The organism is Confluentibacter sediminis, assembly GCF_003258355.1.
GTDB classification, from domain to species: Bacteria; Bacteroidota; Bacteroidia; order Flavobacteriales; family Flavobacteriaceae; genus Confluentibacter; species Confluentibacter sediminis.
Window position 1 is genome coordinate 1 of sequence record NZ_QKPO01000005.1, and the last position, 14,578, is coordinate 14,578.

Consider the following 14,578-nt stretch of genomic DNA (forward strand, 5'->3'; position numbering starts at 1 on the left):
TTCATGCAATTATTGAAATTTTAAACTATATTTGATTGTTGTGCAACAGGCACAACGTGTATAAAAAATTGCTAGTTTTAGCTAACACAAACTCTGTTGCTTGTTTGCCGGCTTCCGATTTTCCTTCGGAAAATCCTCGCACACAAACACGCAACTTTCCTTATACATAAACGTTGGCAATAATATGAACCTTACTAAATATTAGTGATTTGAATAATAAAACAAAATTCTTACTTCCACTATTTTTTTTCTCTGTATTAATTTCATTTGGTCAAATAATACGTACTTCAGACAATCAATATGATATAGAAATCAATGCGGCAAGAAAATTAAAAAAAGTGCAAATTTCTACAAGAATTATTGTCGATTCCGATAAATTGAAAACAATTTTCATCAAAGTTGAAATGTCATCAACAAGTAAAGAAAAAAAAGAATTTGATGTAAATAAATTCATTTTATTGGACACAGTGAACAAATTAAAAATAAGACCTGTCGACATTTCTTATCAAAATGCTACTGCCTATACTGGATTTGAAAAACTTGTTAAAAATCCAAATTCATTTGACCTTAAAAATTCCATATTAAAATATGACCCATCTGTTCCTGATTCTTTTGAAAATTTTAATTTTGATGGTTTCAACACATTAGAAATACCAATAAATTTTGGAAATAAAAATAAACCAAGAGCTTTTATTTTATATTTCAAACCACAAAATTTTAAATCAAAAAAAATTGTTTTCTTTTTCCCTTTTCCAAAATCAATTAATTCTGGCATTTTATATTATGGAAATGAAAAGATAGCCACACTAACTTTCTAAAAACAACAACTTATTAATTATGAGAAAAAAAATTATTATTACCTGTTTACTACTTTGCTTTTTAACAGTCAGCAAAGCTCAAGAAAATGAGTTTGGACTAATGTTTAATATTGCAAATACGACTTTATCCGTTCCAAATGGTGGGATAACTATTAATTCTGGAGGTGGTATAAGTGAGAATACAGATAATACAGGTTACAAGATGAATTTTGCAATCGGATTATATGGTAGCTTTAATGTTCAATATAGAACGAATATTGGTGTGGAATTATTTTACGACAAGACTTCATCAAAAGATTTAGAAAATATAGAATTTTCCGCAATTAATTTAATCCCGTATTTCGATTATGATATATTTGGTGTTAACCTTTTTGTAAATATTGGAGGTGGAATTGGTTATATAGTAAATGACCAAGGTTTTGAAAACCAAAATAGAAAAGTAGAGAATTTTGATTTTATAGCAAAAATTGCTTTAGCTTATAAATTTGAAAATATTGGTAGAATAGAAATAGGAACTTATCCAGCAGTTACATCTGTGGTTAAAGACTATTTAAGCCGACACAAATATTATATCGGAATAAAATTTCCGATTGATAAATATTTAGAATAAATACTATTGCCAACACCGGTAACCGTTGCACAACCCTATAATTTCAAAAAAACATGATACAAAAACACCCATTTTAAGGGCGTTTTTTGGTTTTAATAGGTTCTTATCTTGTACATTGAAAGATGATGATGTAAGTTTGTTGTGGTTGTATAAGTGTTGTGTTTAATTATGAAAAAAATTCTCGTCATATTGATATTATTGAATTTTTATTCTTGTAGTTCAGAATATGAAAAACGAGAAAATAAAGTTTATTATAGATTTTGGAGTTTCGGACAAGGAGGTTGGAATGAGAAAATAGTTGAAAATGCTGACTTACAATCTTTTTCTGAAATTAAAACAGATGACAATCTTTATGGTAGGGATAAAACAAATGTTTACTACGAAAACATAGTTATTCCTGGAGCTGACCCAAAAACATTTAAGCACATTAAAGACGGCTATGCAGTTGACAAAAATCGAGCATATTACTATAACGATTCTATCTCAAATTCGAGTCCAAAAGAGTTCAAAATAATAGATGGGTATTTTTCTCAAAATTGGAATAATGTATTTTACACAAATAAGTCTTTAAATGTATGCTCTGTTAAAGACTTTACTTTTGTTTACAAGGATGAAGAAAGCTTTTTAGGACGATGGAGTACTGATGGTTGTTTTTATTATTTCAATAATTACAAAGTACCTTCAAAGGATTACAAAAATATTGAACTATTTAAAGGCAGTGACGGAATGGCAAAGGACACTGAATTTATATATAATAAAGACCAAAAATATATTTTACCTCATGAGCGAACTGTATTTGTAAAAGAAAAAGCAAGTTTTGTAAAAGATACGATTGACATTAAAACATTTACAGTTGAAAATTATATATGTCAAGATAAATTTGGACGAATAAATTGAACTAAACACAACACCGGTAGCACAAGCCCATACATTATAAAAAACAGGCTTCTATAACTGTCTGTTGAGGCAGTTTCTCTTTTTAGGTACTTTATAATGAGCTGTTTTAAGATTCCTTAAAAAACAAGGTTTTTAGCTTGTATGCACTCTTTTTTACTAAAAACAATAGAGCAAGCATTCCTGCTCCACTTTTCACTGTATTTTTCCAGGGCTTTGAAGTCTGTGATGTGATATGCTAAATTCTCCACTTCCCAGACCCCTTGAGATTAACAACAAAACCATTACAAGCCCATAGGATATTATTAAAAAGTAATATATTGCATATATAAATGGTATGACTGCAATGGGGATTGGTGTTTGTTGGGGTTATATGATTGTTGTACAACATTAAAAAAACTCAAAATTTGGAATTTAAAATTAAACTCTCATTGTTTTTTCTTTTTGGATTTTTCTTTTTTAGAATAGGCGGAACAATTATAGTAAATAAACTTAAAGATTTTCATATTAGAAATAACACAGGTTTAGTTGAAAAAGTACCAATCATTTTTAAAATATTTAATCTGTTCTTTAAAGCGGCATCCATAATGTGCCTAATTTATATAATTATGATTTGGACAGGTTTTGTAACAATACCGAGTGAATAAATGCTAAGTAAAAAGAAAATAATATTAATTCATTTAATAGTATTTGTAGTTCTGACTTTATTACTACTGTTTACATCCGAGCCAATATTAAATAAATTTGCAACAGGAATTCACAGTGTTGTAATGTGGTTAAATCTGATAATTTTCGGAACAATTGGAATTCTGATTTTGACTATTGTTTCGTGCTTGATTTTTATAAAACGGACTAATTAATGTTTTGGAAAAAGAAGAAAAATAAACCGACTGAATTTAAATGCTCTGAATGTGGAAAAGTTCATTCGAATTGGACTGCTTTGGCCTTTAAATCACCAGCTAATTATGATTTCCCCTTGAGATTAACAACAAAACCATCATAAGCCCATAGGATAGGTTATTAAAAAGTAATATATTGCATATATAACTGGGATGACTACCATGGGGATTGGTGTTTGTTGGGATTATACGGTTATTTGCGTTCAGGCTATGAACGACAGCACGTAAGAAAAACAATGACAGACTTAAAAACATTTTTCAATAAACTGACACCTATTTCGCCTGAGAGCTGGGACAAGTTTTCGGCATTGTTTACAACAAAAGCTTTGAAAAAGGGCGACTACTTTATTTCGGATGGACAGACAGCAAAAGAAATCGGTTTTTTGGAAAGTGGCATTATTAGGGCATTTTACAGAAACAACGAAGCCGTTGAATACAACAAACATTTTTTTATCAATCCTTGCTTCATTGGAGGATACGCTTCACTTATCACAGGAAAACCCAACCAAATTAATCAACAAGCACTAACAGACTGTACCTTTATGGTCGCTAACTATGCAGACATACAGGCACTTTACGAAACTTGCCCTGACATTGAACGAGCACAGAGAATTTTAGCCGAACTGTTTTTTGTGCAGAAAGAACAGAGAGAAATAGAAATCGTTTTATTGGATGCTGAAAAGCGTTATCAGATTTTTCAAAACAATTTTCCGCAGTTGGAACAACAAATTCCGCAATATCACATTGCTTCTTACTTAGGCATTACGCCAACACAATTAAGCCGTATCAGAAAAAAAATTTGGGGTAAGTAGCATTTATCAACCTATGTAAATGGAATTGGTTTTTCAGCTTTGCAATTTTGTATCATCAAAATAGTGCAAAATGAAAAAACTACTATTAATTCTATTTACGGCATTGTCCCTAGTTGCCAATGCTCAACCAAAGCAAAGTGATATGGAAAACAAAAAACCTTATACCATTTTGGTGTTGATGAATGCAACCCCGAAATGGCTTTCTTTAACGAGAGAGCAACGAAGCGAATTTGTAGAAAAAGAACTGACGCCAATATTTGTTCGTGTTAGTAAAACCGTAAGTGTACGTTTGTTTGATAGCGAGTATTTTCATGCATCGGTATCAGATTTTATGATTGTAACTACAACCAATTTGGACGATTACAAATTGTTGATTGAGCTACTTCGCGATACCAAAGTTTACGCAGCTCCTTATTTTGAAATTAAGGACATCATTGTTGGGCAGGAAAACCTATTTAAAGATTTTAACGAACGATTTAAAAAGGAAGAGTAATGATGACGACAGGAAACACGGTTTTAATTACAGGGGGTTCATCGGGCATTGGACTTGCGTTGGCAAAACGCTTTTTGTCGCTCAATAACAGAGTCATCATCACAGGACGAGACCTAAAAAAATTAGAGCAAATAAAAAATGACTTTCCAGAAATGGTAACATTTAAAGGTGATTTGACCGATAAAAATTCTTTGGATGAATTGGTTGTTTTCATTGAACAACAACATTCAGGCTTGAACATTTTAATAAACAATGCAGCCGTTCAGTACAATTACACATTTACAGAAGAACCAAACCTTACTTACAAAATAGACTACGAAATAGCGACTAACCTAACAGCACCTATAAAACTGACAGGGCTTTTATTGCCGTTGCTATTGAAAAATAAAGATAGTGCTGTAGTAAATGTAAGTAGCGGACTATTTATTGCACCCAAAAAATCGGCTTCTATTTATTGTGCCACAAAATCTGCCATTCACAGCTTTACAAAAACACTTCGCTATCAGTTGGAAGATACCCACGCTAAAGTTTTTGAAATTATTCCTGCATTAGTAGAGACACCAATGACCGCAGGACGTGGAAAATCAAAAATTACACCGGAACAATTAACAGATGAATTTTTCCGCAACTTTAAAGCAGACAAGTTGGAGAGTTATATCGGTAAAACAAAGTTGCTAAAACTTATCAACCGGCTTTCGCCTAAACTTTCGGACAAAATAATGAAAAACTAACTTTAAAAATAATCAGTTATGAAACCTCTAATCGTTTTACTTTCGGTATTTGCCATTTCGCTCATTACCACAAAAATTATTCGTGGAAATTTTGAATTTGCCTTATCAGGTCGTATTGCCATGTCGGTTATGCTCGTATTTACAGCAGTTGCACATTTTGCATTCACCAAAGGAATGTCAATGATGTTACCCGGCTTTATTCCATACAAAACAGGAGTAGTTTATTTGACAGGCATTATTGAAATTACAGCAGCTATGGGGCTTTTTATACCTAATGCCCGAATTGTTACAGCGTGGTTGTTAATCATATTTTTTATACTCATACTTCCTGCAAACATTTATGCAGCCATGAAACACATTGACTATCAAAATGGAACTTTTGATGGAAACGGACTAACTTATTTATGGTTCAGGGTTCCGTTGCAAGTTTTCTTCATTGCTTGGACATATTCATTTGCAATTAAAGGCTGATAAAAGCCCGAACCTCTAACGGAAGACCGTTTTAGTTCTCCTCTTTTCTTCTATTAAATTAATAAATCAAAGTAAAGAAGACCGTTAGGGGCAAAGCCACTGGTGGCTAAAAGGCATAGCAATACCACTACAAAATTTTTATAACTCATTTTCCTTTTTTAAATTATTGTTTCTTAGTTATGGCTTCCTCATACCTTTCGCTCACTTCATCCCAATTTATGATATTCCAAATGGCATTCAGGTAATTACCACGTTGGTTCTGGTATTTTAAATAATAAGCATGTTCCCAGACATCAATTCCTAAAATTGGAATTCCTTTATGTTCGGCATCATCCATTAGAGGGTTGTTTTGATTTGCTGTGGAACAAATGGACAATTTACCATTTTGGTTTACATAAAGCCAAGCCCATCCGGAACCAAATTGAGTTGAACCGGCTTTGGACAACTCAACTTTCAAGGCTTCTAAATCGGTAAAGGTTTCATTTATGGCTCTTTCTAATTTTTTAGATGGTTTTGTAGCCGTATTTGGTGTTAAAACTTTCCAGAATAATTGATGGTTGTAATGGCCTCCTGCATTATTTCTAATAGTGCTACCCAGCTTGGAAACATTGGATAAAATGTCCAGTAAGGTCATTTTTTCTGTCGCTGTTCCCTTTACGGCCGTGTTCAAATTTTTAATATAGCCTGCATGATGCTTATTAAAATGGATGTCCATCGTTTGTGAGTCAATATAAGGCTCAAGGGCATCTACTTTATAAGGTAATGGCTCTTGTGAGAATTGTGCAAAACCGTATGCACAGTGAATCATCAGTAAAAATAAAATAGTGTTTGTTTTCATTGTTTCTAGTTAATTATTTTTCAAGTTTCCTGAACTGTTCAGGACTATTCCCTGTTTGTTTTTTAAAAAAGGTTATGAAATAGGACGTGTTTTCAAATCCAAGTTTATCCGCTATCTCATTTATGGAATGGTGAGTGTAGTGAATAAGTCTTTGAGCTTCTATGGTGATACGTTTTCTTATCAAATCTCCGGCCGTCATGCCTGTAATTTCCTTACAGAGCTTATTGAGGTAATTCGGACTGATATTGAGCAATTTAGCATAATCTGAAGGGAGCTTTTTCGAAACATAGTGTTTATCTATTAATTTTTCGAAATTTTGGACCCTATGCTGTCGTTGGGTTTTAAAGTTAACAACTCCGATAGGCTTGTAAATGCGTTCCAATTCAAACAATAGAATATTTAAATAGGATTGCATTACTTTTTTTGCTTCTATTTTTTGAAGCACATATTCTTCTTCCAAGAGATTCAAAAATATTTTAAATCTGCTTAATTGGTTTTCTGAAACGCTAACAAAAGGTTTAGATTCCAGATGTAAAAAGGAAAATAGATTTAAAATATTGTTATTGAATCGCAATGAAAAGAAAGCCTCATGGAAACAAATAATTGTCCCAGTAGCTTTACTATGTAAGTTAATCGTATTGATGCAATAAGGTTTAATGATGATAACTTTAGCATCATTAACCATAATTCTTTCAGTATCTATATTGATTTCTCCTTGAGCTTGTTCAATAAATAGTATGGTGTAAAAATTATGAGTGTGAGGATATTCTAAAAAAGGAAATTTAGGTAATAACCCATTTAAATCGCTTATCCAAAAATGCTTTAAATTTTCATCAAATAAATCCATCTTGCATACAGGTATATATTCTGTTTGCATGATTATGATTAATTAAAAATTAGAAAAACTAAATTAAATTAACCTGCTTTGGAGGATGAAAAATGGAATGGACAAAAGTGGAATGTATGAGATCGTTTTTTGAGAAAAAAACCGCTTTGTGATAACCTATAAAAGGTTTGATCCCAAAATCCATATCGTACTTTACCTGTGTATAAAGTTGAACTTCTTTGTTTTTAGTACTGGTGTTTTTTTGTTCTTTCTTCTCGTTTTCGGATAGCTTTTCACCTAAATAACAAGACCCTTTACAAACAGGGATTTTATCAAATCTATTAATACATAGCTCCTGCGCAATATAATCCCTGTTTAAATAAAATGAAAACATAATCCAAAAATTGCTTGTACTTTGAAATACAAACAAAATAATGAGGAAATATGTTATTATTTTATTCATTAATCGGTTTTATTCTTTTAGCAATACCTTGATATCATCACTTAATCTTGCAGTATCTACTGGATCTGTCCCGTCATATACACCCCGTATATGTCTGTTTTTATCAACTAATAAAAACCCACCACCATGTACTAAACCCCCAGGTTCCTTTGAATCCGGATATGCGGTAGTAAAATAGCTTTCCGTAGCTATGTTCATTATACTGTCCCTATTTCCAGTAACAAAGTGCCAATTTTTATCAATACCGTGTAGTTCGGTAAAGTTCTTTAATTGTTCTACCGTATCCCTTTCAGGGTCTATGGTGTGGGATAAAAATGATACGCTAGGATTATCCTTATAGATATCATACACCGACTTTAATTGGGTATGCATTTTTGGACATACCGTAGGACATGATAAGAAAATAAAGTCCGCAATATATATCTTATTATTGAACGTGCTGTTTGTTATGACCGTACTATCTTGATCTATAAAGGAAAACTCCTTAATCTTAGGATATATGGTTTTATTATCCTTAATTTCAGGATGACCCAAAATAGGTAGTTGCTTTTCTTGACAACCAAAAGCTATAATTAGAAATAAAAACCAGACCATTCTTTTCATAGTGCAATATACTTATTTTCAATATTTAACTAAAAATGTGATTCTTAGTCGTCTTGCTTACTTTTTTATCGCTCTGTAAATTCATTGTCGCTCAATGTTTTCATAAATGAAATAAGAAGCTCTTTTTCCTCTTCGGTAAGCGGAATTCTATTTCCGTTATCTTTAAAAATAGGATCAAGGTTATCTGCACCTAAGACACCATCATCAAAATAATCCAGAACATCTTTCAACGTGGCAAATTGCCCGAAGCTTCCGTAAGGTGCTGTGTACTCTATATTTCTTAATGAAGGTACACGAAAACTCATATAATCAGCTTCAATTCCTGTAATCCTAGCTCTTCCACCCTCATTACTGTCCAGATTTAAAGGAAACCCGATATTTCTAAAACTTTGATCGGTAAATAATTCGGTACTGTGGCAACTAGCACATTTTTGCTGAAAAATTTGATAGCCCTGTGATTCGCTTTCCGTAAAAGTTCCACCTTCATTTCTTTTTACTTTATCGTACTTACTGTTTGACGAGATTAATGTATATTCATATTGGGCTATACTCTTATAAATCCTATCCGGAGTGATATCTTCATCTCCAAAGGATTTTCTGAACAAATCTTTATAGGAAGGGTCTTCATTTATTTTTCCAATAACTTCCAAAATAGAAGAATCCATTTCCTCATGCGTTATGATGGGCACTATAGATTGACGCTCTAACTGAAGCTTGCTTCCATCCCAATTATAAAACATCATAAATGCCAAATTTTGGATAGGTGGAGTATTACGGATTCCTATTCTTCCCTCAATACCTATGGCCTGTGGTTTATTATCAGTAAAGGCATTTGCCTGAATGTGACAGCTCGCACATGAAATGGTATTGTCTAAACTGAACCGTTTTTCGTTAAATAGTTTTAGTCCTAATTGCACTCCATATTTTGTTGGCCTATTTGTATAGAACGAATTATTATGTTCTGGAAAACCGGACGGAATATTTAAAGATAATTCGGGATTGTCATACAAAATATCTTCGTGGTCATCATTGCTACAAGATGCCAGCAAAAATAAAAGCGGTAAAAATTTCAGAAAAACTTTCATTCTGGTTATTTAAAATATTTTTTAGTAAGAGCCGCCTATTATAAGGCGGCTCTGAAATATAAATTTAGTTTTCTACGCTACTAATAGAGAACATGCCAGTGGTATCGCTTGAGCCATTTCCTCCCAAATTATCTACAAATTTCACCATTTGAACAGCTGTGTGAATGTTTGGAGTTGCATTGTCGCCCATACCTGTTCCTGTTGATAATGTAATCGTATTGGAATTTCCGCTCAACAATTTGTCAAAATCTGCTTTAATGGTAATTTTTGGTGATGCACTACCCACTACAGCGTTTGTAGAAAGATTTAAGACAATATCCCTATAGGCATCAACCCCTTGTATATAACTACCTTCTTCTCCTTCTACTGTACTCCCGGTGTGAATGGACATTTCTTTATTATCAGTATCATAAAAGCCTTCTATTTTAGTAAAGCGATATCCCGTTCCCCATTCCCACATCATCTCGGTATCGTTGGCTCCTGCCATAGCGTAGAAATCAGGAAAACTTGCCTCATTCAAAGTATTCAAATCATTTCTAACCCCTAATCCGAATTTGATTTGTTTATATTCATCCGAAGGGATATTACTCATGACATAGTTCAATGAGGCTGGTTTTGATTGATCTACTACTGTTGCCCCTTTATCCAGATCATTCACATTATAAGGAATTTCTGTGCCATCTGCTTTTATAAGACGTATATTGCTTATTACATATTTCAGCTCTGAAAAACGATGGACTTGTCCTGCTTCTGAAGTATTTACCGAAGCTGTGGTAGAAGAAGCATTGCCCAGTACAATAGCCTTATCCCCAAAGGTGTTGTTGAACGCTAAGGTTACATTGTTTGCAACAGGAATATCATCATCATTGCTACATGAAACAAATGCCATTGAAATAACAGATAAGAAAAGATACTTTTTTAAATTTTTCATTTTTTTTGAATTTAATTGTTATATATAATTTGATTTATGATTAAAAATTGAATTTTATGGAGGTGAAAATATTACGTCCCATCCTAGGAATATTTCCCCAATCAGCATACGTGCTGTAGTATTCGTTTAATAGGTTCTCAGCCCCTACCTGAAATGTCGTACTGAAATTTTCAAGATAAAACGTATAATCGGCAGACAGATTCCATACCGTATAAGATGGCGTTTTATCTTCTCCGTATTCAGGACTATAATCGATTTGTTCAAAATCTCCATTTACCGAAGTTTGAAAACCAAAATCCTTGTAATGATATTGCAACAAAGTCTGATAGCTCAAAGGACGAATGAAAGGAAGATTCCCTTCTTTATTATCTTTCCCACGGGCGTAAGTCAACGTTCCATTCCAATGCAGATGTTCTAAAATATCATATTTAGCATTTAGGGAAAAATTGAAAAGCGTTGCATAATCCAATGAGGTATACCCCTTAACTCCGACAGATTGATAATTCATTGGACTTCCCATACTTAAAATCCTTCCGATGATATAATTCTGAATATGGAAATAATTGGCTTTTACCTGAAAGCTGATTTTTTCATTTTTAAAACCCGCACTTGCATTGATTTCATACGAAATCTCATTCTTTAAATCAGGATTTCCGATATAATCGTAGCGATCAAAACTGTTATAGATATAATACCCATAACCTTCCGAAACAGAAGGAGCACGATGTCCGTAACCACTTCCTACAGAAAAATTGAATTTGTTTACATCAATTGTGTAACCGGCATACAGACTTGGTAAAAACCTGGTTTTTTCCTGTGGCACTCCCGGATGGAAAATCCAGTTAAAATCCACATATTTAGAATGGTTATAATTTAATCCTAATGAACCTCCAAAATTTAACTGGGTCTTTTCTGTAACCTCAAATGAGTTATTTATGGAAACTCCTGCATAACGCGTAGTTACCCAAGGCCAGCTATAGGCAAACATGGTTCGTTCACTTCTGTCCTGCGGATACATTCGCATTTCGGCAATCGACAGGTTATTATAGGCATTCAATTGAATTTCAGAAGAGTAATTATCTTTTTTCAAGTTGATTTTAGATACCAACCCATACGTTGTACTCCACCCCGGCATATCCATATGCACTAGGTTTTCGGGTCGGGTGGTATCATCCATATAATGTTCTATGGTGTTGAAATATATTTTGGAATCCCAAACCCGAACCAATCCCTCTTCAAATAATTGTTTATAAGCAACTGAAGTAATCAGAGCTCTTGAAAGCCATAAATCCATAGGAAGCGCGGGATAGCCGACATCATTGGCCTGATCAAAAATTGCGTCAACACGTAAAGAAGATAAATCACTGGTTTTATAAGTCAATCCTAGCGAACTGTTAAATTTTCTAAATTGAGAATGATTGACCTTATCATTATTCCCATCAGAATAATTTTCAGCTTTACGATAAGAAAAGCTTCCTTCGGTTACAAATTTCTCACTTGAATATGATATGTTACCTAGATTGAAAAATTGTTTATTGTTAAATTCAAACCCAGATTGATACGCTCCTTTCCAGTCTTTATAATTGGTAAACGAAGTATTTTTTCTTTTCAAATTAATACTTCCTGCCACTGTTGAACCTTGCATTCCTCCTTCTTGTCCAGATTTGATTTCAATGGATGCAAGATTATTACTCTCAACATATGAGGTAATCGGATCCATTTTATCGGTACATGCTCCGAAAACGTGCATTCCGTCAATGGTAATGATCGAACGCTCGGTACTCATGTTGTTTAGCAAAGGTTCCCAAGCATAAGCCCCTCTTTTAATAAAACTTATATTGTCAGAAGATGCCAGAAACTCATCGACTGAAACAGCCATTTTCATTTCGGTCTCTATCTTTTTTTTAGTCTTAGCAATAAGTACAACTTCATCCAAAGCAACCTCTGTACTGTCGTTTTGTATTGGAGTATTTTGAGTCCAGCCCACAACTCCCGTAAAAAGTAATAATAGTGTTAAACGGTTCATCCTTCTAAAATAATATATCAATATAAAGTTCGCTTTTTGCGCCTTCTAGTCCAGGTGTAAAATCCGTTGGTACTTCAGTTCCTTTTATAATTTGCCCGTTCTTATCTAGTAGGATAAAGTTCAATGTCCATTTACCGGTCATCGTGTAATTAACCACTCCATAATACAATCCGTCTAATTGCTGGGTCAAATCGACATTATTGGGCGAAGAATGGTTTCCCATAGACGGTTCCGGCATTCTAGGATCTAGCAATAATGTATAGTTATTCACCTCAGAATATAAAAACTGCGAAGGGTCGGGAAAAGTTCCCGAAGGGGTGGTCGGCTGATGGTATTTATAAATTCCGGCAACCAACTCATTTTCTGCAACACTTGGTTTTTGGGGAGCTATTAATGCAATAAAATATGTTTCCCCGTCATTTCCTGTAAATGCCGTCATATTCAGGTTTTTATTGGTCTGCGTTTCAACCGTAACACTTTGGTTAATAAATATTTGCTCGCCCTCACTCATAAATCCGATATACACATCCCAACTATTCACCGAACTACTTTCGTCTGTAAATACCACATATCCAGAATAATAATTTTCTTCGGCATTGTAAATCAAATTATATCTGTGTGGGCAAGATGTTGTCTGATCTTGAAGGCCGGTCATAATCGGCAAAAAAGTAATTTCAGAATTGCTTACCAATTGGTTGTTTTGAGTATTAACAATTTTTAAGCGGATTTCATTATACCCTTTGAAAAACGTTCCGTTCAGGGCTTCGACACTTATGCGATAACCGTTGGTATTAAAAGAAACAGCTTCTTCAAACTCAAAATATTCGGTGACATCCTGATTGAGCTCGGCTTCAAAATCCGTCTTATCAACGGTACAGGATATGGTAAATGCAAACAATGTTGCAATTGCAAAAAAATTAAGAAATTTCATTTCTAATAAATTTGAATGTTAAATTGAAACTATAGGAAGTTCAGCAGAAACTATATATAACATTGCTAAGTATCTTTGAAAATCAAAAACACTTAGTTACATTATAATATTCCTGATGAAGGGCGTGGTATAGTGATTGGAAAAAGACCAAACCTAGATGTTGGCATATGTTTCAACCAAGCTAAAAACACCTCTTGAAAACTATACCATTGGAGGACGAAATATGGAATTTACACCTAAATACGAATAAGATAAATCACCATTTATTGAAAATGTTTTTAATTTAATTGTATGCAATAAAGTCCGAAAACAAAAATCCTTTTTTATTGGTTGAAAGAAGACAATACTCGTTTCTACTGAAATATGTTTTTTATCTTTACTATTTTCAGATTCTGAGGCTTTTGCTAATTGCTTTTTCAAAAAACATTTACCGTTACACTTAAGTATTGGCTTATCTTTATTTATGCATAGTTCATTTTTTATATAATCATACAATGCCACATATTCCACAAATGGAATTATAGGTTTAAAAAGCATGAATAAAGATAATATGATTGTTGCTGTTTTCACGGCGCAAAAGTCTTACTTTTTTTTCATATAACAATATTCATAATTGTTTATGTAAGTTATTGGATTGAATATCTATATAATGACAGGTTCTATTTTAGTTTAAAAAAAATTAAGTTGAATCCAAACTCACATAAAATATAGTAAGAAAAACAACATCTTATAATAAAGGACCACAAAGCAGAATAATGATGTATTGAAAAATCCTATCAATAGTTAAAAAAATATACTGATACAGATATTTATCAAATGAAAACAAACAAAAAAACACATAAGGCATATTACATACTATGGAACAACCCAACAAATTAATTTGATTTGGAACGATTTATAATCAAAAACTTTTAAAACTTATTAGAACTCTAAAAAATTGAAAATGTTGTACCTGACTTTTTTAAGGTGGGATTTAAAACAAAAAAAGCCGAAGATTTCTCTTCGGCTTTTGTACGGGCGGGGAGACTCGAACTCCCACACCTCGCGGCACTAGATCCTAAGTCTAGCGTGTCTACCAATTCCACCACGCCCGCAAAAGGACTGCAAATATAATCAAGATTTTTAAATGGCAAACTTCTTAAGATTA

General features: G+C 33.1%; 16 protein-coding genes and 1 tRNA gene. 7 read left to right on the forward strand and 10 right to left on the reverse strand.

Features of this window, described 5'->3' with window-relative positions; translation table 11 throughout:
• Window positions 1–209 precede the first annotated feature (209 nt).
• From DKT72_RS04985 to DKT72_RS05030, 7 genes are all read left to right on the forward strand, one after another.
• Window positions 210–818, forward strand: coding sequence for a hypothetical protein (locus DKT72_RS04985; protein ID WP_111307637.1), 609 nt, complete (start codon window positions 210–212; stop codon window positions 816–818).
• Window positions 819–837: 19 nt separating this feature from the next.
• Complete coding sequence (locus DKT72_RS04990; RefSeq protein WP_111307638.1) at window positions 838–1,428, forward strand: hypothetical protein; 591 nt, start codon at window positions 838–840, stop codon at window positions 1,426–1,428.
• Window positions 1,429–1,596: 168 nt separating this feature from the next.
• Window positions 1,597–2,325 (forward strand): DKNYY domain-containing protein, encoded by a 729-nt coding sequence (locus tag DKT72_RS04995; RefSeq protein ID WP_111307639.1) that lies wholly within the window; start codon window positions 1,597–1,599, stop codon window positions 2,323–2,325.
• 1,132 nt (window positions 2,326–3,457) lie between these two features.
• On the forward strand, window positions 3,458–4,033 hold the full coding sequence (locus DKT72_RS05015; RefSeq protein WP_111307642.1) for a Crp/Fnr family transcriptional regulator: 576 nt from the start codon (window positions 3,458–3,460) through the stop codon (window positions 4,031–4,033).
• 70 nt (window positions 4,034–4,103) lie between these two features.
• Window positions 4,104–4,526, forward strand: a complete 423-nt coding sequence (locus tag DKT72_RS05020; RefSeq protein ID WP_111307643.1) for a darcynin family protein — start codon at window positions 4,104–4,106, stop codon at window positions 4,524–4,526.
• Complete coding sequence (locus DKT72_RS05025) at window positions 4,526–5,257, forward strand: SDR family oxidoreductase (protein ID WP_111307644.1); 732 nt, start codon at window positions 4,526–4,528, stop codon at window positions 5,255–5,257. Before DKT72_RS05020 ends, DKT72_RS05025 begins: the two co-directional genes overlap by 1 nt.
• Before the next feature lie 18 nt (window positions 5,258–5,275).
• Entirely contained in the window at window positions 5,276–5,728 is a 453-nt protein-coding gene (locus DKT72_RS05030) for a DoxX family protein (protein ID WP_111307645.1), read from the forward strand.
• Window positions 5,729–5,891: 163 nt separating this feature from the next.
• On the opposite strand, the gene DKT72_RS05035 is transcribed toward DKT72_RS05030, so the two are convergent.
• The 10 genes from DKT72_RS05035 to DKT72_RS05080 form a co-directional block, all read right to left on the reverse strand.
• Window positions 5,892–6,566 carry a superoxide dismutase gene (locus tag DKT72_RS05035; protein ID WP_111307646.1) on the reverse strand — a complete coding sequence of 225 codons (675 nt, stop codon included), beginning with the start codon at window positions 6,564–6,566 and terminating at the stop codon, window positions 5,892–5,894.
• Between the two features lie 13 nt (window positions 6,567–6,579).
• The gene (locus DKT72_RS05040) at window positions 6,580–7,443 is read right to left on the reverse strand and encodes a helix-turn-helix domain-containing protein (RefSeq protein ID WP_111307647.1); all 864 of its coding nucleotides are present in this window, start codon (window positions 7,441–7,443) and stop codon (window positions 6,580–6,582) included.
• Window positions 7,444–7,471: 28 nt separating this feature from the next.
• On the reverse strand, window positions 7,472–7,855 hold the full coding sequence (locus tag DKT72_RS05045) for a hypothetical protein (RefSeq protein ID WP_162623245.1): 384 nt from the start codon (window positions 7,853–7,855) through the stop codon (window positions 7,472–7,474).
• 9 nt (window positions 7,856–7,864) lie between these two features.
• Window positions 7,865–8,458, reverse strand: coding sequence for an SCO family protein (locus DKT72_RS05050; protein ID WP_235841619.1), 594 nt, complete (start codon window positions 8,456–8,458; stop codon window positions 7,865–7,867).
• A gap of 65 nt (window positions 8,459–8,523) precedes the next feature.
• Window positions 8,524–9,543, reverse strand: a complete 1,020-nt coding sequence (locus DKT72_RS05055) for a cytochrome-c peroxidase (RefSeq protein ID WP_111307649.1) — start codon at window positions 9,541–9,543, stop codon at window positions 8,524–8,526.
• A 64-nt stretch (window positions 9,544–9,607) separates the two neighbouring features.
• Window positions 9,608–10,474, reverse strand: a complete 867-nt coding sequence (locus DKT72_RS05060) for an MbnP family protein (RefSeq protein WP_111307650.1) — start codon at window positions 10,472–10,474, stop codon at window positions 9,608–9,610.
• Between the two features lie 40 nt (window positions 10,475–10,514).
• Entirely contained in the window at window positions 10,515–12,500 is a 1,986-nt protein-coding gene (locus DKT72_RS05065; RefSeq protein WP_111307651.1) for a TonB-dependent receptor plug domain-containing protein, read from the reverse strand.
• Between the two features lie 4 nt (window positions 12,501–12,504).
• Window positions 12,505–13,431 (reverse strand): hypothetical protein, encoded by a 927-nt coding sequence (locus DKT72_RS05070; RefSeq protein ID WP_111307652.1) that lies wholly within the window; start codon window positions 13,429–13,431, stop codon window positions 12,505–12,507.
• Between the two features lie 201 nt (window positions 13,432–13,632).
• A complete protein-coding gene (locus DKT72_RS05075) occupies window positions 13,633–14,001 on the reverse strand; it encodes a hypothetical protein (protein ID WP_111307653.1) in 369 nt (122 codons plus the stop codon).
• Window positions 14,002–14,443: 442 nt separating this feature from the next.
• A tRNA-Leu gene (locus DKT72_RS05080) sits at window positions 14,444–14,525 on the reverse strand.
• Window positions 14,526–14,578: the final 53 nt, after the last annotated feature.